We start from the raw sequence: 23,670 nt of genomic DNA, 5'->3' as shown, positions 1-23,670 counted from the left end.
CGCGGCAGATGGACGGCGGCCGAACATCGGGCGAAACGCTCGCCGTTCACGCCCCGGCCATACGAACATATGCATATAGAACTATGCATCGACGATGCTGGGAGCAGGCTGAAAGCCGCTCCTATCAATGGCTTATGGAATTCCGTCCGTCAATACGTTAATGCTCCGTTCACCTCGGGGCGAGGGTCGCGCCAATCTGTTCTCCTAGCGTGCGGGCATCCCTGACAAGAGGAGCAGCATGCCTGAGTTCAGTCGTCGTCGGTTACCGCTGATCGGCCACAGTGGTGGCTCGCGGGACGCGATGACCTGCCTTTACCGTTGCGGCAACGCGTGCGACCACCCGGCTCCGAACGAGTCGGACAACCCGTACCTCGGTGATGTTGTCAACGCTTCGATGAGCCGGCGCGGAGTCATGCGGGCCGGCGCGGCGGGCGCCCTGGTTCTCGGTCTGAGCGGCACGGCCGCGGCTACGGCGGTCCCGGCAACCGCCGCGCCCGCTGGTCCGGCGCTCGCGGGCCAGGGCAAGCCGCCGGCCGGCGGCAAGGCCGGTGCGATCAGCTTCAAGCCGATCCCGCCCAACACGCTGGACAGCCTGGTCGTTCCGAACGGCTACGACTCGTCCGTCGTCATCCGCTGGGGCGACCCGGTCGTGCCCGGTGCACCCGAGTTCGAGCTGGACAAGCAGACCGCCAAGCGGCAGTCGATGCAGTTCGGCTACAACAACGACTTCGTCGGCGTGCTGCCGTTCGAAGACGACCGGGCGCTGCTCGTGGTCAACCACGAGTACACCAACGAGAATCTGATGTTCCCGGGCTTCACCACCCTGGACGCGCTCTCGGTGGAGCAGATCAAGGTCGCGATGGCCGCCCATGGCCTGTCCGTGGTCGAGATCGAGCGCGTCGGGCGTACCGGCGAATGGCGACCGGTCGAGGGCCGCCGCCTGCGCTACAACAAGCGCATCACCGCCCTCGAGACGGTGTTCAAGCTGACCGGCCCGGTTGCCGGCTCGGCGGCCGTGAAGACGGCGGCCGACTCCAAGGGCCAGTGGGTGATCGGCACGCTCAACAACTGCGCCGGCGGCGTCACCCCGTGGGGCACCGTGCTCTCCGGCGAGGAGAACTTCAACCAGTACTTCGTCGGCGGTGACGGCGTGGCCGAGGCCGACAAGCCTCGCCTGGCTCGTTACGGCATCTCGACGACCGCGCGCTACCCGAGCGACTCCCGCAAGTGGGACCGCGCGCAGGAACGCTTCGACCTGGCCAAGCACCCCAACGAGGCCAACCGCTTCGGCTGGATCGTCGAGGTCGACCCGTTCGACCCCGAGGCCCCGCCGCGCAAGCACACCGCGATGGGCCGCTTCAAGCACGAGGGCGCCAACGTCATCGTCGCCAAGAGCGGGCACGTCGTGGCCTACATGGGCGACGACGAGCGTTTCGACTACCTGTACAAGTTCGTGTCGGAGAAGAAGTACCGGCCCGGGGACCGCCGCCACAACCTGACGTTGCTCGAGTCGGGGACCCTCTACGTCGCCCAGGTGACCGGGGACAGCCCGGCGGCCGAGATCGACGGCACCGGCAAGCTGCCCTCCGACGGCGCGTTCGACGGCACCGGCAAGTGGATCAAGCTGGTCTCCGGCAACCGCTCGTTCGTGCCCGGCATGACCGCGGCCGACGTGCTGACCTGGACCCGCCAGGCCGGCGACGCGGTCAAGGCGACCAAGATGGACCGTCCCGAGGACGTGCAGCCGTCCCTGCGTACGGGAAAGATCTATGCGGCCATGACCAACAACACGAACCGGGCTGTCGGCACGAACCCGGGCGTGGACGAGGCCAACCCGCGCGCCAACAACAAGCACGGCCACATCTTCGAGATCACCGAGGACAAAGGCGACCACACCGGCGAGTCCTTCACCTGGACGCTCCCGATCGTGTGCGGTGACCCGGCCGCCGCCGACACCTATTTCGGCGGGTACGACAAGACGGCCGTGTCGCCGATCTCGTGCCCCGACAACGTGGCCTTCGACAGCGCCGGCAACCTCTGGATCTCGACCGACGGCAACGCCCTGGGCACCAACGACGGACTGTTCGCGACCCCGATCGAGGGCTCCGAGCGCGGCCACCTGCGGCAGTTCCTCACGGTGCCGCGTGGCGCCGAGACCTGCGGCCCGTTCATCACCGAGGACGACAAGTCGGTGTTCGTCGCGGTGCAGCACCCGGGCGAGATCTCGGGCGCGTCCGTGGACAAGCCGGCCTCGACCTGGCCCGACGGCGACTACGCCAAGCCGTCCGTGGTGGTCAGCTGGCGTCTCGACGGCCGCCCGATCGGCAGCTGATCGCCGGCGGTGGCCGCGGCCCCGTCCCGGGTCGCGGCCGCCGCTCTTCGACGGAAGGTCCGGAACCTCACGGTTGGCACGACCAGCATTCACGGTGATCTATCAACACCGGGCGTTGGATCTGTGTTTACCTGGGGTTCACTTTCGTCGAGGAGGCAACGATGCCCGATCCCGCCCGGCGCCAGTTACCCCTGCTCGGACATGGCGGCGGCTCGCGCGACGCGATGACCTGCCTTTACCGCTGCGGCAACGCGTGTGACCACCCCGTACCGAATCAAACGGACAACCCCTATTTCGGCGACGTCGTCAACGCTTCGATGAGCCGGCGTGGGGTGATGCGGGCCGGTGCGGCCGGCGCCCTCGTGCTCGGTCTCGGCGGCTCGGCAGCGGTCACGGCGGTCCCGGCAGCCGCCGCGCCCCCTGCTCCGACCTCGGCAGCAGGCGCCCTCACCTTCAAACCGATCCCGCCCAACACGCTCGACACGTTCATCGTGCCGAACGGCTACGACTCGGCGGTGGTGATCCGCTGGGGTGATCCGATCCTGCCCGGCGCCCCCGCGTTCGATCCCGACCGGCAGACCGCGCAACGGCAGGTGCGGCAGTTCGGCTTCAACAACGACTTCCTCGGCGTCGTGCCGCTCAGCCGCGACCGGGCCCTGCTGGTCGCCAACCACGAATACACCAACGAGGAACTGATGTTCCCCGGGTTCACCACCCTGGAGGCCATGACCGTCGGCCAGATCGAGGTGGCGATGGCGGCGCACGGCATGTCGGTGGTGGAGCTGGAAAGGGTCGGCGGCACCGGGCAGTGGCAGCTGGTGACGAGCGGGAAACGGCCGTACAACCGTCGTTTCACCATGCTGGCGACCCCGTTCCGGCTGGATGGGCCGGTGGCCGGGAACCCGCTCGTCCGGACGGCGGCCGACCCCCGCGGCGTCAGCGCGATCGGCACGCTGAACAACTGCGCGGGCGGGGTGACGCCGTGGGGCACCGTGCTCTCCGGCGAGGAGAACTTCAACCAGTACTTCGTGGGCGGCGACGCGGTGCCGGCGGCCGACAAGGCCCGGTTGAGCCGCTACGGCATCACCACGACGGCGCGCTACCCGGCGGGCTCGCGCCGGTGGGAACGGGCCCAGGAACGGTTCGACCTGGCCAAGCACCCGCACGAGGCGAACCGGTTCGGCTGGATCGTCGAGGTCGACCCGCTCTCGCCCGATGAGCCGCCGCGCAAACACACGGCGATGGGCCGCTTCAAGCACGAGGGGGCCAACGTCATCGTCGCCAAGGACGGGCGGGTCGCCGCGTACATGGGCGACGACGAACGCTTCGAATATCTCTACAAGTTCGTGTCGGAGAAGAAGTACAAGCCGGGCGACCGGCGGCACAACCTGACCCTGCTCGAATCGGGCACGCTCTATGTCGCCCGGCTCACCGGGGACAGCCCGCCGGCCGAGATCGACGGCACCGGCAAACTGCCCTCCGACGGCGCGTTCGACGGCACCGGCAAGTGGATCAAGCTGGTCTCCGGGGACCGGTCGTTCGTGCCGGGCATGACCGCGGTCGAGGTGCTGACCTTCGCCCGACTGGCCGGTGACGCGGCCGGGGCGACCAAGATGGACCGTCCCGAGGATGTGCAGCCCTCCCTGCGTACGGGAAAGATCTATGCCGCTCTGACCAACAACACCAACCGGGGCGTGGGCACGTATGCCGGGCCCGACGAGGCCAACCCGCGGCGCGAGAACCGGCACGGGCAGATCCTGGAGATCGTCGAGGACGGCGGCGACCACACGGGCGAGAGCTTCACCTGGTCGCTCCCGATCGTGTGCGGCGATCCGGCCGATCCGAACACCTATTTCGCGGGGTACGACAAGACGGCCGTCTCGCCGATCTCGTGCCCCGACAACGTGGCTTTCGACAGCGCCGGGAACCTGTGGATCGCCACCGACGGCAACGCCCTGGACAGCAACGACGGCCTGTTCGCGACGCCGATCGAGGGGCCGTCGCGGGGTCATCTGAAGCAGTTCCTCACGGTTCCGCCCGGGGCCGAGACGTGCGGGCCGTTCATCACCGCCGACGACCGGTCGGTGTTCGTGGCGGTGCAGCATCCGGGCGAGATCACCGGGGCGACGATCGACAACCCGGCGTCGACCTGGCCCGACGGTGACTACGCCAAGCCCGCCGTCGTCGTCACGTGGCGACTCGACGGCGGGCCGATCGGCAGCTGATGTCCGGCGGCCGCGGTGTCCGGCTGGGCACCGCGGCCGTTCCGTGCCATCCCGCCGGCAAACTCTTCGCGTCAACCCGCCAGCGCGGCGACGATGACCTCGGTGTTGTGCTTCTCGGCACCCAGGTAGGTGCCCTCGGGCGTGCCCGGCTCGCCCAGACTGTCGCCGAACAGCGCGTCCTCGCCGCCGACGACCTTGACGCCGGCCTGCTGGGCGATGCTCTCGGCGGTCTTGGGCGGCAGCGAGCTCTCGGTGAAGATCGCCTTGGTGCCGGTCGCCTTGATCTTCGCGACCAGGTCGGTGAGCTGCTTGGCCGAGAGCTCGGCCGACGTGTCCAGGCTCGGGATCACCGAACCGACGAACTCCAGCTTGTAGCGGTCGACGTAGTAGCCGAACGCGTCGTGGTTGGTCACGAGCTTGCGGTCGGCCGCGGGCAGCTTGGCGAACGCGTCCTCGTTGTCGGCGTCCAGCTTGTCCAGTTCCTTCCCGTACGCCGCCAGGTTGCTCGCAAACGCATCGGCGCGTCCCGGGTCGGCCGCGGCCAGGCCCTTCTCGATGTTGGTCACCATGATCTTGGCGTTCTGCGGGTTGTGCCAGATGTGCGGGTCGTGTTCCTCGCCCGCCTCCTCCTCGGCGTGCTCCTCCTCGCCCTCCTCGTGCCCGTGGTCGTGGCCGCCCTCGCGCAGCGTCACGCCCTGGCTCGAGTCGACGACCGCCCCCTGGAAGCCGGCCGACTCGATGGTCCGGTCGAGCCATTCCTCGAGCCCGACGCCGTTCTTGACGACCACCTTGGCCTCGCCGATCGCCTTGATGTCGGCCGGCGTCGGCTCGTAGTCGTGGGGGTCGACGTTGGGTTTGATGATCTGCGTGACGGCGACGTCGTCCCCACCGACGTTGCGCACGAAGTCGGCCACCTCCGGCGTGGTCGCCACGACGGCGAGCTTGGCGCCGGCGGCTTCCGCCTCACCGGAGCCGGACTCACCCCCGCACGCCGCCACACCGACCAGAACCACCGAGACGCTTGCTATCCCCAGGCCGCGATAAAGCGATTTCACGACAACCACTCCGTTCCACTCGAAGCGAAACGGTAATCGTTTTCAATAAAAATCGTCTAATAGCAAGAAGCTGATGTGTTGATGAATGCCGACCGTCGCAGTGGCTACGCGTCGCCGCGGATGCGGGCGTGCAGGTGCATGTCGTGGCGACCGTCGGCGTGGACGGCCTCGCTGCGTTTGGTGCCCTCGAGCGGGAACCCCGCCTTGACGGCAACGCGGCACGAGGCGTCGTTGCGCGTCGAGTGGCTCAGGTGCAGGCGGTGAAAACCGGCCGCGCCGAGCGCCCACGCGCTGACTGCGATCAGGGCGCTGGGCGCAACACCGGCACCACGAGCCGACGGGAGAACCCAGTAGGCACAGATCGCGGTGCCGGCGTAGAGGTCCATGTGCCCGAGAGCCATCCGCCCGAGCACCTCACCGCCGCCCCGGGTCACCGCCCAGCTCGCACCCTGCTCCTCGGCCCAGCCTTGGCGGTACTGCTCGAACCACTTCCGCACCTCGTCCTCGGAGGCCGGATGCCGAGGATGCCAGTGCTGGATCACCGGGTCCTGGTAGGCGCCGAAGAAAGCGGCCACGTCGCCCGACTCCCACGGCCGCAACACCAGCCCACCAGCGGCCGCCAGCACCGGTTGCGGACCAGCGGCGAGACTCCCGATCGGAATGGTCGGCGGAAACGGAAGCAACGAACTCACGGGAACATTCTCGGCCTTTCCCCCCATCGAGCGCGACCAGACTCAGACCGCCCGCGCCTTGTCGGGTTTTCGGGTTTTCGGGTTTTCGGGTTTTCGGGCGCAACCATTTACGCAGGTCGCCCGGGTGGGTTTCGCGTTCTGGACGCGTCAGCGGCCAGCGAAGCCCACCCGGGTCCCCGCGGGAGCGACGGTCCGCACCCCCCACCCCGCTGGGACATCCGGCTCTTGATTGTGTTTATTCGCCGTTCAACATGGCGGCTGTGAGCACGTGACCACCCACCCCCCAACCGCCGTCAACCACCTCGTCGACCAGGACGACGGTGGTGGCACGGGCCCGCTCGCCATAGATCGAGGCGTAGAGGTCGGTGGTGGTTTCGACAATTTTCTGCTTCTGCTCGGGCGTGATGGTCCCGGCCGGCACCTTGAAGTTCGCGAACGGCATGTCGTCTCCCAAGTCGGATGAATGAATGACCCCACCCTGCTCCCGGTCGCGGGCGGCAGGCAGACGGCGTTTACCCAGGGGTTGGCATCCCCTGCGTCGGGGCGGATGTCGGCGGCAGACTGGGCGGGTGAACCTCTCCGAGCTCGGCGCCTTCCTCCGCTCCCGGCGCGACCGCATCCGGCCGGCCGACGTGGGGCTGCCGAGCGGGCCCCGCCGCCGGGTGCCGGGCCTGCGCCGCGACGAGGTGGCGCAGCTGGCCGGCGCCTCCGTGGAGTACTACATCGAGCTCGAGCGCGGCGCCGGGTCGCAACCGTCCGAGCAGATGCTGGCCGCGCTGGCCCGGGCCCTGCGCCTCACCGAGGACGAGCGCGACCACGTCTTCCACCTGGCCGGCCGGGTGACTCCGCCCAAGGGCGGCCCGGCCTCACACGTGCACCCGGGCATGGCCGACCTGCTGGGCCGGCTCCTCGCCACGCCCGCCCAGGTCATCACCGACCTGCACGTGACGCTTCTGCAGAACCCGGCCGCGATCGCGCTGCTCGGTGATCACTCGGTGCACCGCGGCGCCGACGCCAGCTTCATCCACCGCTGGTTCACCGACCCGGCCTCGCGGCGGCTCTATCCGGAGGCCGACCACCCCGTGCAGTCCCGGGCGTTCGTGGCCGATCTGCGGGCGGCCGCGGCCCGGCGCGACGCACGCGACACCGAGATCGCCGCCCTGGTCGGCACGCTGCGGGAACGGTCGGCCGAGTTCGGGGAGCTCTGGGCCGAGCACGACGTGGCCTTCCGGCGTGACGACCGCAAGCGGATCCTTCACCCCGCGATGGGCCTGCTCGAGGTCAACTGCCTGACCCTGTTCAGCGAGGACGGCCGTCAGCGCCTGCTCTGGTTCACCCCGGCGCTGGGCACCGACAGCGCCGAGCGGCTGGACCTGCTGGCCGTCATCGGCACGCAGGACCTGCTGCCGGGTTAGCGCCTGTTTCGTAGCTGAGGCGCGGTCCAGCTACGAAACAGGCGCTAGACCGCAACCAGGGCCGCGTGGCGGCCGTCGCGCCAGACCACACCCGCCTCACGGAAACCGGCCGAGCGGGCCGCGGCCACGTGCCACGAGACCGAACCGGCGAAGTTGGCCGGCGGCCGGTGCCGGAAGATGTCGGCCCGGTCGGCCATGAGCTGCGCGAACTCGGGAGCCTCGGCCACCTCGCCCCACCACTGGGCCCAGGCCAGTTCGGCCGCGGCCTCGCCGGGCGCGGGATTGAGTGCGTCCATCACCGAGGGGAGCCCGTCGTCGGGCATGAGGTCGGCAATCACCAGCAGGCCGCCGAGCGTCAGGGCCTGCCGGCAGCGCCGATAGAGGGCCCGGATCCGCTCCGGCCGCAGGTAGTGCACGGTCATCACGGCCGTGATCAGGTCGAAGCCGGCGGGCAGGGCGTCACAGAGATCGGCTTCCAGCACCGAAACGGCCGGCGGCACGCCGTCACGGGCCAGGGCCAGCAGCACGGGGTCGATGTCGATCATCGTGACCTGGGCCGAGGGCCAGCGGGCGGCCAGACGTTCGGCGAACACGCCAGGGCCGCCGCCGAGGTCGAGGATGCGCCGGGGGTCACGGGCGGCGCAGGCGATCACGTCTTCGAGGGAGGGCAGGCCGGGGACGAACCCGGTCATCACCTCGTCCCAGGTGGCGCGCCACGGCGCGGAGTCGAGTGCGGTCGACGGCATGCGACCCATCCTGATGGCGGCACACAGAAACGACAATCATTTCTAAGAAGACGGGGTCAGTCGAGCGAGGTCAGCACGGCCAGAAGACGGTCCACCTCCTCGGGCGTGTTGTAGACCTGCAGGCTCACCCGTACGGAGGAAGTGGTCTCACCCTCGGACCCCTGACAGTGCCCGTCGGCCCGCACGAGCAGCCCGTCCGAGGCCAGGATGAAACCGAGGTCGTTGGAGCCGATGTCGCGGTGCCGGAACGTCACGATTCCGTGCCGCGGCTGCACCGTCGACGTCGCCGCGAGACTGTCCTGGCAGCCCAGCACCTCATAGCTGCGCAGCCCGGCCAGCCCGGCGGTGAGGCGGCGGCCGAGCGAGACCACGTACGAGGAAATGCGGTGGAGCCCGACGGAGGTGAGCCAGTCCATCGCGGCGGCCAGGCTGACGATGCCGGCGGTGTTGGGCGACCCGCTCCACCCGGCCGGCGCGAAAGCGGGCCCCCGCTTGTCGGCCGACCACACCGCCCCGACGCCGGGCAGGGCCATCGCCTTGTGACCCGAGAACACCACGAAGTCGACGTCGAGGTCGGCCACCGAGAACGGCATGTGCCCGAAGCTCTGCGCCGCGTCCAGGCAGATCGGGATGTCCGGCCCGGCCGCCGCGCGCAGCCGGTGCACGTTCATGTCGTTGCCATAGACGTGGTGCACGTGGGTGGCCGCGATGAACCGCGTCCGCGGGCCGATCGGGAGCCGCGCGATGTCGTAGTCGTGGGCCGCGTCGTAGGGCATCGGCCGCACCACCACCTCGGCCCCCTGCCGCCGCAGCTGGCCGGCCGCGTCGAGCCAGGGCACGAGGTTGGCGCTGTGGTCGGCGAACGGGACGATGATCTCGTCGCCGTCGTTCAGCCGCGGCACCAGCCAGTCGAGCGCGACGGTCCGCAGCCCGTCCGTGGTCCCGCTGACGAAGTGCACGCCCGTGTTGTCCGGAGAACCGAGAAACCGCCGTACGCGATCACGGGCGTCCTCGATCCGGGCCGTGGTCCGGTTCGCCCACGGATACGTCCCCCGCGCGGCGTTGGCGTTCTCGCTGGTCAGATAGGCCATCACGGCGTCCAGCACGGCTTGTGGCTTCTGCGAGGTCGCCGCGCTGTCCAAATAGGCCACACCGGGGTTGGCGGTCAGAAGCGGAAATTGCGTCCGTACGGCGGTCTGCCAGTCACTGCGCAGGGCCAGCGTCATCAGTCACGCACCAGCCTCGCGCCCGCGTCCCGCCAAGCGATGATGCCCCCGGCCAGCGACCGCACCGCGGGGTGCCCCATCCGGGTCAGCAGCGCCGCATAGCGGGCCGACTTCTCGCCGACCGGGCAGACCAGCAGCACCGGCTGGCGGCGGCCGAACGGCAGTCCACCGTGGAGCATCTCGGCGAACAGCTCGTCCACGATGTTGATCGAGCCGTCGATGTGCAGCGCCTGGTACGCGTGCGGGTTGCGCAGGTCGACGATCAGCCCGGGCCAGCGCGCCGCCTCCTCGACGTCGACCGTCGGGGCGGCGGCGATCTCGTCGGCGGCCAGGTCGCGGGTGTCGTTGCGGCGGGGCGGTCGCCCGAAAAGAGCCGGCCGCCTCTCGCGCAGATAGCTGAGGTAGCTCTCGACCCGGTCACAGACGATGAAAACGGCCGTCTTCCGCGAGGTCAGCGTGGGGTCAAGGGCGCGCAGATGCCGTACGGCGCCCTGGAACGCTCCGCCCCCGGTCGGCCCGGCCGGCGTTCCGCACCGCCGCACCAGCGTCAGCAGCCCGTCGACGGCGTCGTCCGAGGTGATCGTGTCGACCGTGTCGTAGACGCCGGGGTCGAACAGCCCCACCTCGTGCACCTCGTCGATCGTGCGGATGCCGGGGATGAAGTCGCTCTTGGCGGCGACCAGCCCGACCACCCGGACGTCGGGATCGTGCTGGCGCAGGGCCCGGGCCACCCCGGTCGACGAGCCGGCCGTGCCCACGCAGGCGAAGAAGAAGTCGGGGGCGCGGCCGTCCAGGTCCTTGACGATCTCGGGGCCGGTGCCGTGCAGGTGGGCCTCGACGTTCTGCTCGTTGAAGTACTGGTCGGTGTGCACATAGCCGCTGCCGTTGGCGCTGAGCGTGCGGTGCATGCGCGAGAGCGGGTCCTCGGTGTCGGTCGGGTCGAGACATTCGGCCTGGCCCGGCAGCTCGTCGATCTCGGCGCCGAGCAGCAGCAGGAGGTCCTTGATCTCGGGGACCTTCATCCGGTTGGTGACGCTCTTGAACGGCACGCCGTGCATCCCGGCGATCATCGCGAGCGCCTTGGCCGTGTTGCCGCTGGAGAGCTCGACCACGGTGTCGCCACGCTCGGCGGCGCCGGCCAGCAACGGCCGCACCATCTGCAGGGCGGCGCGGTCCTTGAGCGAGCCGAACGGGTTGAGCAGCTCCATCTTGGCGTAGAGGTCGATCTGGCGAAGACCGTGCACGGCCGGGTCGATGCGCACCAGCGGGGTGTTGCCGATCGCCTCGGTCATGTCGTCGAATCTCATGCTGCCTCCTCGCGCTCGGGGACGGGCCAGTAGTGCTCGTCAAGGCACCAGCTCCACCGCTCGCCGGCGCGGTGGACGGCGACCTTGCGGGCGATCGGCTGGTGCAGGGCGCGGCTGGCGCTGAAGTCCATGAAGTAGCCGGCCGTGTTGACGAAGGCGAGCAGGTCACCGGGCCGGGGCCGCGCGGGCAGGGTGACCCGGCGGCGTGTGATCAGGTCGGACTCCAGGCAGAGGTTGCCGAGCAGGAAGACCTCCGTGGGTTCGTCGCTCCGGTGCGGGATCAGCACCGGGTCCATCAGCACCCCGTGCTCCTCCAGGCTCACGTCGCGGGCGTTGGCCTCCAGCCGGACAAGGGTGTCGGGCCCCTCGGAGCGCACCTCGAGCACCCGGGCCAGCACCAGACCGCACTGGTCGAGCAGCGCCCGGCCGGGTTCGATGTCGAGGTCGGCCATGCTGTCGAGCAGCAGCTCGCCGAGGGGCCGGCGCTGGGCGGGCGCCACCGTCGAGAGCAGCTGGTCGAGATAGCCGGCGCCGGAGACCGGCCGGAAAGCGGGATAGAGCCCGAGCGCCCCGCGCAGGGTGCCCGCCTCGTTGCGCAGCCCGTAGCCGTGTTCGTTCCAGGTGAGCGGCGGCCGGTGCCCGAGCACGGCCCGGGCGAGCTCCGAGGTCCAGCGTTCCCACTGCTCGCCGTCGGCCAGATAGTTGACGCCGAACCCGCCGCCGATGTCGATCGACCAGACCGGCAGCCCGCGGCGGCGGCACTCGTCGAGCGCGGTCAGGCAGCCCTCCAACGCGATCGCCTTCTCGGGGATCCCGATCGTGTCGAGGTGGTAGGCGATCCCGACCAGCTCCAGCCGGCCGGCGTGTTTCTCGACGCGGTCGAGGGCCTCGGTGAGCTGCTCGGACGGCACCCCGAAGCGGCTGCGCCGGCTGATCATCTGCACGCCCGGCGACACGAATCCGGACAGGCGGACCATGACCCGCACCGGTGCGCGTCCGAGGGCGGCCAGTTCGTCGAGCTCGTCCGGGGAGTCGGCGCTGACGATCACGCCGGTGCGCGCGGCCAGCCAGAGGAACTCGCGGTTCTTGGGCCCGGTCGCGATGATCCGGTCGGGGGTGAAACCGGCCCCGAGCGCGTGCTGCAGCTCCTCGAGGGAGGCGACGTCGACCGCGACCTCGGCCGCGGCCAGCCGGCGGAGCAGGGCCGCGGACCGGTTGGCCTTGTGGGCGAAATAGATGCGGCCGCGCAGCCGATGATGCCGGTAGACCGCCCGGAAAGCCTCCACATTGGCGGCGAGGGCGTCGGGCAGAACGACGTTGAGCGGTGAGCCGAGTCCGTCGACCAGTTGTCGCAGGAGCGCTTCCTCGGCGAGAACCGATTGGGTGTCCGGTTCGATTCTGGGGGTCAGCGGGAGGGGACGTGAATCGGTCACAGTACGACTCCCCGGATGGCCGTTCCAGCAGGTCAAATACAGATCTCGGCGTTGAGTCGGTTTCTTCAACGTAACGGATTCCGCGACCGTCGCCAAGGGGAGTCAATACTTTGTGTGAGGCCTTCGTTACAGATTCATATGTCAATACCTTTGTCGTTGATTCGGCAACCGTCTAACTGCTGTCGATTGTGCATATGTGCATTCATTCACGCTTTCCGGAAGGGCTAACCTGCTGCCATGAATCGCGTCGGCGGGCGGCACGCCCACTCCCACGGCGACCTTCCCGAGGCGTCCCGCCGCACCCGCCGGATCGTCGCCGCGGTGCTGATTCCGGCCGCGCTCGTCACCCTGATCGCAATGCTCGTGATGTGGCCGGGCCGCGTCGATCTGCCCGGTGGGACGAGCGGCGGCGAACGGGTCCTCGGGACGGTGACCGCCGTGGCCGCCACCTCGGCGACCGTCCAGGTCGACAACGGCCCGGTGACCACGGTCGACCTGCCGCAGGGCCCCGGCGCGGTCACGCTGGCCGACGGCGACGAGGTCGTGCTGCTCCACTTCCCGGGGGCGGTGCCCGGCGGCCCCGACTACACCGTCGTCGACCACCAGCGCGGCGGCGGGTTGACCTGGCTGCTGGCGCTGACCGTGGCCGTGATCCTGGTCTTCGGCCGCTGGCGCGGGCTGACCTCGCTGGCCGGTCTGGCGATCAGCTTCGCCGTGCTGCTGTTCTTCATCATCCCGGCCATCCTCGAGGGCTCACCGCCGCTGCTGGTCGCGGTGGTCGGCGCCTCGGCGATCATGTTCGCCGCGCTCTATCTGACCCACGGCGTCACCGTGCACACCTCGGTCGCGGTGGCCGGCACGCTGGCCAGCCTGATCGTCACCGGCCTGCTCGGCGCCGCGTTCACCGCCGCCCTGCACCTGACCGGCGTCGCCAACGACGACGACTCGTTCCTGTCGGTCACCCAGGGCAGCATCGACATGCGCGGCCTGCTGCTGGCCGGCATCATCATCGGCGCGCTCGGCGTCCTCGACGACGTCACGGTCACCCAGGCCACCACGGTCGCCGAGATGGCCCAGGCCGGCGGCACGACCTGCTGGGGCCTCTACCGCGCCGCCATCCGCATCGGGCGGGCGCACGTGGCGTCGGCCGTCAACACCATCGTTCTCGCGTACGCCGGCACGTCGCTCCCGCTCCTGCTGCTCATCGCCGCCGGGCCGCAACCGGTGGGCGAGCTGCTGACCAGCGAGTTCCTCTCCCAGGAGATCCTGCGCAGCGCGGTCGGCACGATCGGCCTGGTCGCTTCGGTCCCCATCACGACCGCCCTCGCTACCCTGGTCGCAGAGATTTCCGTCAATGGCCGCCACCGGTTGCCACAGCCGTAGCCCGGCCGCCGCTCCCTCCCCCGAGGCTGCTCCGATGAGGATTCCGAGAAGTGGCGTCGCCGCCCTTTTGACGGCCGGCGTCCTGTTCGTCCCCGGCCCCGCCACCGCGGGCGGGAAGACCTTCGACCTCCAGGCACATCGCGGCGGGCTCGGCCTGTACGTCGAGAACACGCTGGCCGCGTTCGGCAACGCGCTCAGCCTCGGCGTCAGCACGCTCGAACTCGACGTGCAGATCACCGAGGACGGGCAGGCCGTGGTCACGCACGACCGGCGGGTCACGGGCGCCAAATGCACCGACACCGCGCCCGCCACGATCGGGGACCCCGAGTTCCCGTACGTGGGCAGATATGTCAACACGCTCACGCTGACCCAGATCCGCACGCTCGACTGCGGGTCGAAGACGCTGCCCGACAAGCCCGGCCAGGTGGCCGTCCCGGGCGCCCGCATGCCCCTGCTGCGCGAAGTGTTCGCGCTGGTCGAGCGGCGCCGCGCCCACGGCGTGACACTCAACGTCGAGACCAAGGTGGAGGCGGGCGCCCCGGCCGAGACCGCGCCGCGCGAGCAGTTCGTGCGGGTGACCGCGGCCGAGATCCGCCGGGCCGGGATGCTGCGGCAGGTGACGATCCAGAGCTTCGACTGGGGTGCGCTGAAGCTGATGCGCCGGGTCGAGCCGCGGCTGCCCCTGGTCGCGCTGACCAACTACGACTTCCTGCAGACCGGTCAGCCGGGGGCGTCGCCGTGGCTGGGCGGGATCGACATCGACGACTTCGGCGGCGACCCGATCCGCGCGATCCGCACGTTCGGCGCGACCGCGTTCTCGCCCGTGCACGGCTTCCCGCAGAACGGCACGGTCACCGACCCCGGCTACCAGCCCCACGTCACCCGGGCGACGGTCCGGCACGCCCACGCGTACGGGATCAAGGTCGTCCCCTGGACCGTGGACGACGTGCCGACCATGGCCAAGCTGCTCGACGACGGCGTCGACGGCCTGATCACCGACTATCCCGACCGCCTGCGGGCCCTGCTCGCCGAGCGGGGCTACCGGCTGCCCCGCCCGTACCCACCGCTCACCTGACCCCGGAGATCACCAGCATCTCGCACGGCGCGGTGAAGCCGTCCGGGCCGTCGAAGCGGCGCAGCGTGTCCTCGATCTCAGCCCAGGCCGCGTCCCGCTCCGGCTCGGGCAGGCCGGCCAGCATCTGGTGCAGCGCGCCGAACGACTCCCGCTCGAACCGGGTGCACTCGGCGGCGTCGCTCATCCGCAGGGGCGAGGGCACGGCCTCGATCCGTACGTCGTGGAACCCGGCCTCGGTGAACAAGGTCTCGGCCCGCTCCGGGTCGCCCAGGCTGAACGGACCGGGCTGACCCGGCTGGGGCGGCGGCAGCTGGGCCCGGCGCCGGATGATGCCGACCGGCAGGGCGAAGAACCCGTTGCGGTCGGCGGTGGAATAGACGACGGTGGCCAGCCGCCCGCCCGGGCGCAGCGCGGCGTGCATGCCGGTCAGGGCGGCGTGCTGGTCGGGGAAGTAGATGAGGCCGACCCGCGAGATCACCGCGTCGAACGAGCCGGGTGACACGGCGAGGTGCTCACCGTCCAGCTCGCGGGTCTCCACTGTGGCCGCGTCCGCCTCCGAGGTCGCGAACTTGAGAATGGCCGGCGAGAGGTCGGTGGCCAGGACGTATCCGTCCCGCCCGGCCCGGCGCGCGGCGGCCAGGCTCTGCCCGCCCGCGCCGGCCGCGACGTCGAGCACCCGGCTGCCCGGCCCGATCCCGGCCGCGTCGAGCATGCGGTCGGTCGCCGGGCCGAGCCAGCTCTCGATCCGCGGCCCCCAGCGGTGCCACGCCTCGGCGGCCTCCTCCCACTGCGCCCGGGTGGTGGTCTTGTACTGCTTCGCGTCGAACACGGTTCCCCCTTCGAACTTCGGTTGTCACCCGGTACGCGCCAGATCCGGTCGGACATCCGCCAGAAAGCGTCCGGCACTTCCGCCAGGGGCAAGAATGCGCTGGTGACACCGTTCGTGGGCCGGGGCGGAGCACTGGCTCGCCTGCTCGCCGCACGTCGCGCCAGCCTGGCCGGGCCCGGGCCGCGACGCGCGGGTCTGGTGCTGGTCGCCGGCGAGGCCGGGATCGGCAAGACGGCCCTGCTCGGCCGGTTCGCCGCGGAGTGCGCGCCCGCGCCCGTGCGGTGGGGAACCTGCTGGGACGACGAGCAGGCACCGGCCTGGTGGCCGTGGACGCAGGCCCTGCGGGACGCCGGCCCGCCGCTCTTCGATCACGTCGCGCCCGCACCCGAAGATCCGGACGCGGCTCGCACCCGGGTCTTCCTCGCGGTCCACGACCGGCTGGAGAGTGCGGGCCCGGCCACGGTTGTGCTCGACGACCTGCAGTGGGCCGACGAGACATCGATGAGCCTGCTCACGTTCCTCCTCCGCCAGCCCCGCACCACGCCGTTGCTGCTGGTCGGCGCCTACCGGCCCGACGAGCTGCCGACCGGCCGGCTCGCCGGGCTCGTCCCGCCGGCCGAGCAGATCGTCCTCGGTGGACTCTCGGCGGGTGAGGTCACCGAACTGGTCCGGTCGATCGCGGGCGAGACGGCGGCCGGCCGCTGGGGCCGGGCCGTGCACGCCCGCAGCGACGGCCACCCCTTCTTCGCCCGCGAGCTCTGCCACCTGCTGGAGGCGGGCGGCGCCCCGGCCGACGTGCCGGCCGCGGTGCGCGAGGTCATCGGCCGCCGCCTGGCCCGCCTGCCCGACGACGCCGACCTGCTCGACGCGGCCGCCGTCGCCGGTCCCGTGCTGCGCCCCGACGTGCTGGCCGACGTCGTCGACCGGCCCGCCGCCGAACTCGACGGCCGGATCGGCGCGCTGCTGGCGACCGGTGTGCTGGCCGGCGGGGGCGACGAGCCGGTCCGCTTCGCCCACGACCTCTACCGCGAGACGATCTGTGCGGCGCTGCCGGGCGAGCGGCGCACCATGCTGCACGAGCGCACCGGCTGGGCGTTGCTGCGCCGCCACGAACGCGGCGGGCCGGTCTTCCCGGCCGAACTGGCCCGCCACTTCGCCGCCGCGCCCGCCCGCTGCGGCGTCGAACCCGTGCTGACCTGGGCCCACGCCGCGGCCGAGGCCGACGCCGGGCGCTTCGCGTTCGGCGCGGCGGCCGGTCACCTGCGCCGGGCCCGCACGGCGATCGCCGACGCCGGCTGTCACCTGCCCGCGGCCGCCCTGGTGCGGCTGCTCACCGCCGAGGCCGACCTGCGGCTGCGGGCCGGTGACGCCGCGACGGCCCGGGCGCTGCTCGACGGCGCGTGGCGGCCGGCCGGCGCCGACCCGGACCTGCTGGCCCTGGTCGCGCTCGGGCTCGACCGGGTGGGGGCCCGGTTCGCGATGCCCCGCACCGAGCTGATCCGCGCGCTGGAGACCGCCCGGTCGGCGCTGCACGACCGCGGGACAGCGGCCGAGGCGCAGGTCACCGCGGCCCTGGCCCGTCAGCTCCAGCATTCCGTCCCGGCCGATCGGCCCCGCGCCGGGCCATATGCCGAACGCGCGGTGACGATCGCCCGCACCCTCGACGACCCGGCCACGCTGGCCGGCTGCCTGCTGGCCCGGCACGACTCACTGTGGACACCGGGGACGGGTGCCGAGCGGGTCGTCCTCGCGGCCGGGATCGTCGAGGCGGCGCGGGCCGCGGGTGATCCCGAGCGCGAGGCCCAGGGGCTGCTGCTGGCGGCGAACGCGCACCTGGAGAACGGGTCGGCGGCGTTCCGGGCGGTCTTCGCCGAATTCGCGTATCGCACCGAACGGCTGCGACAGCCCCGCCACGACTATCTGCTGCGCACCCGGCAGGCCGCGATCGCGCTGCTCGACGGTGACCTCGGCGCCGCCGAGAGGCTGGTCGACGAGGCAGCCGCGCTGGGCAAGGCGGTGGGTGACCGCGACACCGGCAACGTGCGCATGTCCCAGCGGCTCGAACTCGTGCGCGCCCGCAGCGATCCGGACGAATTGCGCCGTACGGCCGAGGAGTCGGTCCGCTGGTGGATCGGCGCGCCGGCCCACGCCCACGCGGTCGCGGCCGGGTTCCTGGCCCGCGCCGGTGACCTGGCCGCGGCGCGGCGCGAGGTCGACACCGTGCTGGCGCTGCCGGATTGGCGGGCCGACCGGTCGTACCTGTGGTCGGTCTTCGCGGGCGAGCTCGCGACCGGGGCCATCGCGCTGGACGATCAGAATCTGTGCCGGGTGCTGCTGGCCGACCTGGAACCGCTCGCGGCCACCTGCACGGTGAACGGCGCGCTGGTGTGCTTCATGGGTGCGCACGCGCACCGGGTCGGGCTGCTCCGGGCCGCGCTGGGTGACGCCACCGGAGCCGTCGCCTCGCTGCGCCAGGCCCTCGACATCCACAAGCGGCTCGGCGCCCGCCTCTGGGCCGCCGAGACCGGCCGGGCGCTGGCCACGCTGGGCTTGGACGACGCGGCCGCGATCCGGCGGGACGCCGAGATGTGGCGGGTCAGCTACCACGGTCGCAACGCCTGCCTGCGCGACTCCAAGGGGCTGCGCGACCTCGCGATCCTGCTCGCACGACCCGGGGCCGACGTCGCCGCGGTCGAGCTGATGGCCGGCGGCGGGCCGGTGGTGGTCGACCGGCTGGCCGCCGAGCCGGTCCTCGACGCGACGGCCCTGCGGGCGTACCGGAAACGGCTCCTGGATCTTGATCGTGACCCGGCCGAACGGCAACGGCTGCTCGCCGAGGTGCGCCGCGCCACCCGGCCCGACGGCACCGTGCGGCCACTCGGTGCGGACAACGCCGAACGTGCCCGCAAGGCCGTGGCCGCCCGCATCCGCGACGCGATCCGCCGGATCGACGTGGTCCTGCCCGAGTTCGGCCGGCACCTCGATCGCAGCGTCCGGACGGGTCACATGTGCCGCTACGACGGCTGAGCCCCCGCCTGCCAGGTGGGGAGACGGGGGCTCAACGCGTCGGGTTACTTAGTGATCTTCGCCGTGTAGGACTGGACGGCGGAGTCGTTGCCCGCCCGGTCCGTGGCCCAGTAGCTGACCTTGAGGGTGCCCTTCTCGACGCCCTTGAGGCCGATGCTCCACACGCCGAGGATCGGCAGCGGCTCGTCCGTCAGGACCTTGGCCTTCGCCGCGGCGTCGGACTGCGAGGACGCCTTGACCCACTTGGCGCCGTCGAAGTAGTGCCACTGGCCGGACCGCTCCTGGATCAGCGTCGCCGAGACCGTGGCAACGCCCGAGCCGGTGTCACTCGCCAGGCCGTTCAGCGAACGCCAGGAGGACGCCGACGACGGGATCAGCGGCGGCACGAAGCGCACGCCGGGGGCGTACGTGTCGGCCGTGACCTTGACCGAGCCGACCTTGACGGCCGTGCCCGCACCGGCCGCGTTGTGCGGCGTGACCGTCACCGGGAAGGTGCCGGCCCTGGTGTAGGCGTGCGAGATCAGCGAGCCGTTGGCCGACATGTCGGACGACGCGCCGTCACCCCAGTTGATGACCAGCTTGGTGGCGCCACTGACCTTGCTCACGGCGAGCACGGTCGACTGTCCGGCCCAGATCGACTGGGGGGCGAGCAGGTAGACGCCCTTCGGCTGGGCCGTGACCGTGACGACCGCGCCGCCCTGGATGGTGGCCGCCGCCTTGTTGCCGGCCTCGTCGGTGAGCTCGACCGAGACCGTGTAGGTGCCGGCCTTGGCGTACGTGTGGGTCAGGCTCTCCGAGGTCGAGCCGTCACCCCAGTTCACCACCTTCTTGATCTTGTCAGCGGCACTGACGTCGTCGGAGAGGGCGACCTGCGACAGCGTGACCGACTGGCCGGGCCAGAGCGCGGTTGCGCCGAGCTTGAACGTGCCGGTCGGCGGCGTGGTGTCGGTCGGGGTGGCCGTGCCGGGGGTGCTGCGCATCACCGGGTCGGCGGTGACCGGCGAGTTGGCGGCGAAGTAGTTCACCAGCATGGTCAGGTCGTTGTCGCCGGTGGTGAGCCGGTTCGTGCCCTGTCCGAGCGTGGTGAAGTTGTCACCACCGGCGGCCAGGAACGAGTTCGACGTGACCCGGTAGGTGCCGGTCGGGCTGAGCACGGCGCCGTTCAGCTTCAGGGTCGACGCGATGATGCGCGAGCCCCGCGGCTGGCTGACGTCGTACGAGTAGGTCAGCCCCTTGGACGAGCCGAGGTGCAGCACCGGGCGGGACGCGCCCTCCGGCTGCCACTGCTCCTCGAGCACCTGCTTGATCTGCGCGCCGGTCAGGGTCTGGGTGACCACGTCGTTGGCGAACGGCTGCACCGAGAACGCGTTGGCGTAGGTGACCGTGCCATCGGTGCCGAAGAGCAGGTCGGCCCGCAGACCACCCGGGTTCATGAACGCGATCTGGGCCCCACCGCGGCCGGCCGCGCTGGTCTGGTCGAGCTGCACGTCGGCGATGAAGTTGCCGAGCACCGACTCGGCGCCACGGTCCTCGGCGCCGGCGGCGGAGTAGGCCCGCTTGATGTCCGCCGTGATCTTGCCGAGCGGCTGCTTGCCCAGCTCGTCGGCGGTGACCTTGGCCTTGGCGACGATGTCGGCGACCGCGGCGTCGGCCGGGTAGCCGGTCACGGTGAGCAGCTCGGCGGTCGACTTCGTGACCGACTTGGTGGCCGGGTCGAACGTGAGCACGGCCTTGCCCAGGCGCAGACCGTAGTCCTCGGCCTGGATCACCGGACGGGTGCGGTCGGTGCCGGGAACCGGAACCTCGAACGCGTACGGCTGGTGGGTGTGCCCGCTGAAGATGGCGTCGATCTCGGCGCTCACCCGGGTGAAGTCGCCGAAGACCGGGTCGGCCTGCAGCGCCGCCGCCGAGCTGATGTTCTCGGTCGCCGCGCCCTCGTGGGCCAGCAGCACGAGCACGTCCGCCTCGCCGTTGGCCTCGTTGCCGTCGGAGAGCTGCGCCGCGAGGGTGTTGGCCTCGGCCACCGGGTCGCGGAACTCGACCCCGGCGATGCCGTCCGGGCTGACCAGCGACGCGGTCTGCTCGGTGACAACACCGATGTAGCCGACCTTGACCCCGCCCAGCGTCTGCACGCTATAGCCGGGCAGCACCCGCTGCCCGTCCTTGTAGACGTTGGCGGCCAGGTAGGGGAAGTCGGCCCGGTCCTCGACGCGACCCTGCAGGTCGGCCAGGCCCTTGTCGAACTCGTGGTTGCCGACCGCCGAGACGGCCAGGTCACCGGCGTTCAGCACGTCGATCGTGGGGTTGTCGTTGTCGATCGCCGAGATGAAGGTGGAGGCGCCGATGTTGTCGCCGCCCGAGACCCAGGCGGTGTTGGGGTTCGCCTTGCGCAGCTCGTTGACCATGCCGACCAGCTGGGCCGCGCCACCGTTGCCGGCGGAGGGCGGCTCGAGGCGGCCGTGGAAGTCGTTGATGCTGAGCAGCTGCAGGTCGACCGGGCCGGCTTTTTTGACAGACAGGCCGACGACCACCGGGTCGTGGTCGCTGGCCCGGTACGGGTCGGCGTTGTAGAACGGCGCGTAACCGTCGTACTGGTAGGCGAACGACTCGACCGAGTTGATGTTCCAGACGTCGACGCCGGTCACCTTCGACGCCAGCGAGGCGGACGCCAGCGCGTGGTCGAGCGAACCGGACTCGCCGCCGAAGACGTACGACTTCTCGTCCGGGCCGGCGATGTTGCTGTACCCGGCGTCGGCCAGGATCTGGATCGGGTCTTCCTGGCTGTACGCGTTGAAGTCGCCCAGCAGGAGCACGTCGTCGGTCCCGAGCGACTTGACGAAGGAGGCCAGCGCGGCGGCCTGCCGCTTGCGGTCTCCGTTGTACGCACCCTGCCCGTCCCCGGTGTCCACGTTGTCCCCGGACGGCGGCGTCGAGGCGCTCTTGGACTTGAGGTGGTTGGCGACCACGGTGAAGGTGGTCGACCCGGCCGTGAAGGTCTGCGCGATCGGCTCCCGCGCGTTCGACCACACGGTCTCGTCGTTCACCGAGCGGGAGGCGCCCTTCGGGGTCACCGCGGCCGGCTTGAAGATGATCGCGGTGGTGATGAAGTCCTGCTGCTCGGCGCCCGGCAGGTCGGCCGGCGAGCGCACGTAGTCCCAGGTGTCTGCGCCGTCCTTCGCGTTCAGCGCCGCGACCAGGGTCTTCAGCGCCACCTGGGGGTCGTCCGGCTCGAAGCGGACCGAGTTCTCGATCTCCATGAGCGCGACCACGTCGGCGTCCAGCGCGCTGATCGCCTCGACGATCTTGGCCTGCTGCTTGGCCAGGGCGGCCGCGTCGGTGGCGCCCCGGGCCTCGCCACCGAAGTGGACGAAGTAGTTGAGCACGTTGAAGCTGGCCACGCGCAGGTCGCCACCGACGTTGGCCGGAGCCGCCGTACGCGGGTTGGAGTTCTTGAAGGTAGTGCTCAGCTCGGCCGGGTCGGCCGGCTGCAGGCGCCACTCGCTGAAGCCGAAGCTCAGCACGCTGGGCCCGAACTTCTCGACGGCGTCGCCGACCCGGATCGGATCGTCCTTGGTCAGGTAGGCCGGGGGCAGACCGGCGTCGGCCAGGTTGGTGGTGCGGCCGTCGTCGACCAGGAGCCGGCGGGTCTTGTTCTCGGCCTTGATCGCGTTGGCCTCGGCCGAGCCCGGACGGGCCAGGTCGGTCGGGATCGGGGCCGCCTCGTTGCCGGCGGCCAGGATGACCTCGCCGTAGCGGTTCGTGTTGTAGACGTCCGAGACCGTGTACGCACCGACGGGCGCGACCAGCATCGACTCGACCGACTCGCGGGCCGCGTCGTCCAGCGGCAGGGCCAGCGCCACCGGGGCGGGCAGCGCGACGCCGGTCGCGCAGAGCTGGGTGTCGGCCTTCGCGGTGGTGGTGATCTCGGTGAGGCCGTTGTACTCGGTGACCGTGCCGGTGACCCGCACCTGGTCGCCGATGGTGACGGCGGGCGCGTTGGCGGTGCTGGTGCCGAAGTAGACGAAGACGGCGTCCGAGGCGGTGCCGGCCGCGACCGGGCGTTCCCCGCCGGTGCCCGCGGTCTGCACATAGACGCCGTTGTAACCACCGGTGCGGTGGTCGGCGGTCACGACACCCTCGACGGTGACCTTGGTGTTGGCCACGGGGGTGGCGGCGCCGGTGCCCTGCACCTGGGCGATCGTGTGGGTGACGGCGGTGGTGCAGTCGGCCGGGGGCTCCTCGGGCTCCTCGGGCGGGGTGCTCCCGCCGTTGACCGCGCCGAACGAGCTGGTCGCGGGGGCCCGCCAGGTGCCGTCGACCTTCTGGAGCGAGAGGCCGGGCTCCTCCGAGCCGGTCTCGGCGACGCCGATGTCCACGCTCGTCTGTCCGGAGGCGGGACCGCCGGTGGCGGTCATGACACCCTCGTAGCTGAGGAACTCGGCGACCGTGCCGTCCGGCTTGACCAGGGCCACGCCGTCGGGCGCGCCGTTCTGGATGCCGTTGGCCGGGTACGTCTGGACGACGACGCCCGCCGCCGGAACGGCGCCGCTGAGCGTGGAGGTGCCGTAGGTGGCGCCCCCGGTGCCGTTGTAGAGGACGATCTGCCAGCCGGTCAGGTCGGTGCCGGCCGGGGCCTGGACCTCGATCGCCTCACCGCTGTCGGTGCCGGCGTTGTCGTAGTGGATCTCACTGATGAACGGGTCGGCCGGGTCGGCGGCCACGGCCGGTCCGGCCAGGCTCACGCCGATCACCGTCGCGAGGGCGGCCGCGCCGACCGCTCGCAGCGCCGCGGCGGAAGGACCGCCGCGCAGATATCGATGCATGGAAGATTTTCCTCCGGAGAAGGTGATTCGCCGGAGGTTAAGGACGCCGCATGACGATCAATTCTCGTTCCGGTAACGGTTAAGCATTGCAGCAGGTGAATG

Annotated in this window: 15 protein-coding genes; 6 read left to right on the top strand and 9 right to left on the bottom strand. The window is 71.0% G+C overall.

From position 1 onward, the window contains the following. Positions 1–238: 238 nt before the first annotated feature. Both JIG36_RS16060 and JIG36_RS16055 read left to right on the top strand, forming a co-directional pair. On the top strand, positions 239–2,332 hold the full coding sequence (locus tag JIG36_RS16060; RefSeq protein WP_203377073.1) for a PhoX family protein: 2,094 nt from the start codon (positions 239–241) through the stop codon (positions 2,330–2,332). Between the two features lie 161 nt (positions 2,333–2,493). Further along, positions 2,494–4,557, top strand: coding sequence for a PhoX family protein (locus tag JIG36_RS16055; RefSeq protein WP_203377072.1), 2,064 nt, complete (start codon positions 2,494–2,496; stop codon positions 4,555–4,557). A gap of 71 nt (positions 4,558–4,628) precedes the next feature. On the opposite strand, the gene JIG36_RS16050 is transcribed toward JIG36_RS16055, so the two are convergent. The 3 genes from JIG36_RS16050 to JIG36_RS16040 all read right to left on the bottom strand — a co-directional run bounded on the left by JIG36_RS16050 (position 4,629) and on the right by JIG36_RS16040 (position 6,746). Beyond that, positions 4,629–5,612, bottom strand: a complete 984-nt coding sequence (locus tag JIG36_RS16050; protein ID WP_203377071.1) for a metal ABC transporter substrate-binding protein — start codon at positions 5,610–5,612, stop codon at positions 4,629–4,631. 104 nt (positions 5,613–5,716) lie between these two features. Then, on the bottom strand, positions 5,717–6,304 hold the full coding sequence (locus tag JIG36_RS16045; RefSeq protein ID WP_307872742.1) for a GNAT family N-acetyltransferase: 588 nt from the start codon (positions 6,302–6,304) through the stop codon (positions 5,717–5,719). A gap of 235 nt (positions 6,305–6,539) precedes the next feature. Then, entirely contained in the window at positions 6,540–6,746 is a 207-nt protein-coding gene (locus tag JIG36_RS16040; protein ID WP_203377069.1) for a tautomerase family protein, read from the bottom strand. A 127-nt stretch (positions 6,747–6,873) separates the two neighbouring features. Between JIG36_RS16040 and JIG36_RS16035 the strand changes: the two genes are divergently transcribed. Next, positions 6,874–7,719 (top strand): MmyB family transcriptional regulator, encoded by an 846-nt coding sequence (locus JIG36_RS16035; RefSeq protein ID WP_203377068.1) that lies wholly within the window; start codon positions 6,874–6,876, stop codon positions 7,717–7,719. 44 nt (positions 7,720–7,763) lie between these two features. Here JIG36_RS16035 and JIG36_RS16030 read toward each other — a convergent pair whose 3' ends face one another. From JIG36_RS16030 to JIG36_RS16015, 4 genes are read right to left on the bottom strand one after another with little or no spacing between them, the layout of a single operon-like run. Beyond that, the gene (locus tag JIG36_RS16030; protein ID WP_203377067.1) at positions 7,764–8,465 is read right to left on the bottom strand and encodes a class I SAM-dependent methyltransferase; all 702 of its coding nucleotides are present in this window, start codon (positions 8,463–8,465) and stop codon (positions 7,764–7,766) included. A 56-nt stretch (positions 8,466–8,521) separates the two neighbouring features. After that, positions 8,522–9,691: an aminotransferase class V-fold PLP-dependent enzyme gene (locus JIG36_RS16025; protein WP_203377066.1), complete on the bottom strand. Its 1,170-nt coding sequence runs from the start codon at positions 9,689–9,691 to the stop codon at positions 8,522–8,524. Next, positions 9,691–10,998: a pyridoxal-phosphate dependent enzyme gene (locus JIG36_RS16020; protein WP_203377065.1), complete on the bottom strand. Its 1,308-nt coding sequence runs from the start codon at positions 10,996–10,998 to the stop codon at positions 9,691–9,693. Before JIG36_RS16020 ends, JIG36_RS16025 begins: the two co-directional genes overlap by 1 nt. After that, a complete protein-coding gene (locus JIG36_RS16015; RefSeq protein WP_203377064.1) occupies positions 10,995–12,431 on the bottom strand; it encodes an alanine racemase in 1,437 nt (478 codons plus the stop codon). The genes JIG36_RS16020 and JIG36_RS16015 overlap by 4 nt, the downstream gene beginning before the upstream one ends. 237 nt (positions 12,432–12,668) lie before the next feature. Here JIG36_RS16015 and JIG36_RS16010 point away from each other — a divergent pair, with 237 nt between their 5' ends. Both JIG36_RS16010 and JIG36_RS16005 read left to right on the top strand, forming a co-directional pair. Then, entirely contained in the window at positions 12,669–13,814 is a 1,146-nt protein-coding gene (locus tag JIG36_RS16010; protein WP_203377063.1) for a YibE/F family protein, read from the top strand. A 34-nt stretch (positions 13,815–13,848) separates the two neighbouring features. Then, positions 13,849–14,889, top strand: a complete 1,041-nt coding sequence (locus tag JIG36_RS16005) for a glycerophosphodiester phosphodiesterase family protein (protein WP_203377062.1) — start codon at positions 13,849–13,851, stop codon at positions 14,887–14,889. Here JIG36_RS16005 and JIG36_RS16000 read toward each other — a convergent pair. Beyond that, positions 14,882–15,718: a class I SAM-dependent methyltransferase gene (locus tag JIG36_RS16000; protein ID WP_203377061.1), complete on the bottom strand. Its 837-nt coding sequence runs from the start codon at positions 15,716–15,718 to the stop codon at positions 14,882–14,884. The genes JIG36_RS16005 and JIG36_RS16000 overlap by 8 nt on opposite strands. 102 nt (positions 15,719–15,820) lie before the next feature. Here JIG36_RS16000 and JIG36_RS15995 point away from each other — a divergent pair, with 102 nt between their 5' ends. After that, positions 15,821–18,745 (top strand): ATP-binding protein, encoded by a 2,925-nt coding sequence (locus tag JIG36_RS15995; RefSeq protein ID WP_203377060.1) that lies wholly within the window; start codon positions 15,821–15,823, stop codon positions 18,743–18,745. A 44-nt stretch (positions 18,746–18,789) separates the two neighbouring features. Here the strand turns inward: JIG36_RS15995 and JIG36_RS15990 are convergent, their stop codons facing one another. Beyond that, positions 18,790–23,568 (bottom strand): ExeM/NucH family extracellular endonuclease, encoded by a 4,779-nt coding sequence (locus JIG36_RS15990; protein WP_203377059.1) that lies wholly within the window; start codon positions 23,566–23,568, stop codon positions 18,790–18,792. Positions 23,569–23,670: the final 102 nt, after the last annotated feature.

Source organism: Paractinoplanes ovalisporus (assembly GCF_016834655.1).
Taxonomy (GTDB): domain Bacteria; phylum Actinomycetota; class Actinomycetes; order Mycobacteriales; family Micromonosporaceae; genus Actinoplanes; species Actinoplanes ovalisporus.
The sequence above is the reverse complement of the archived record's forward strand: the minus strand, read 5'-3'. Positions and strand labels throughout refer to the sequence as shown.

Bases quoted from the DNA above. Each gene is read 5' to 3' on its own strand.
- JIG36_RS16010 (WP_203377063.1), top strand. From the start codon at position 12,669: ATGAATCGCGTCGGCGGGCGGCACGCCCACTCCCACGGCGACCTTCCC.
- JIG36_RS16005 (WP_203377062.1), top strand. From the start codon at position 13,849: ATGAGGATTCCGAGAAGTGGCGTCGCCGCCCTTTTGACGGCCGGCGTC.
- JIG36_RS16030 (WP_203377067.1), bottom strand. From the start codon at position 8,465: ATGCCGTCGACCGCACTCGACTCCGCGCCGTGGCGCGCCACCTGGGAC.
- JIG36_RS16040 (WP_203377069.1), bottom strand. From the start codon at position 6,746: ATGCCGTTCGCGAACTTCAAGGTGCCGGCCGGGACCATCACGCCCGAG.
- JIG36_RS16060 (WP_203377073.1), top strand. From the start codon at position 239: ATGCCTGAGTTCAGTCGTCGTCGGTTACCGCTGATCGGCCACAGTGGT.
- JIG36_RS15990 (WP_203377059.1), bottom strand. From the start codon at position 23,568: ATGCATCGATATCTGCGCGGCGGTCCTTCCGCCGCGGCGCTGCGAGCG.
- JIG36_RS16055 (WP_203377072.1), top strand. From the start codon at position 2,494: ATGCCCGATCCCGCCCGGCGCCAGTTACCCCTGCTCGGACATGGCGGC.
- JIG36_RS16025 (WP_203377066.1), bottom strand. From the start codon at position 9,691: ATGACGCTGGCCCTGCGCAGTGACTGGCAGACCGCCGTACGGACGCAA.
- JIG36_RS16020 (WP_203377065.1), bottom strand. From the start codon at position 10,998: ATGAGATTCGACGACATGACCGAGGCGATCGGCAACACCCCGCTGGTG.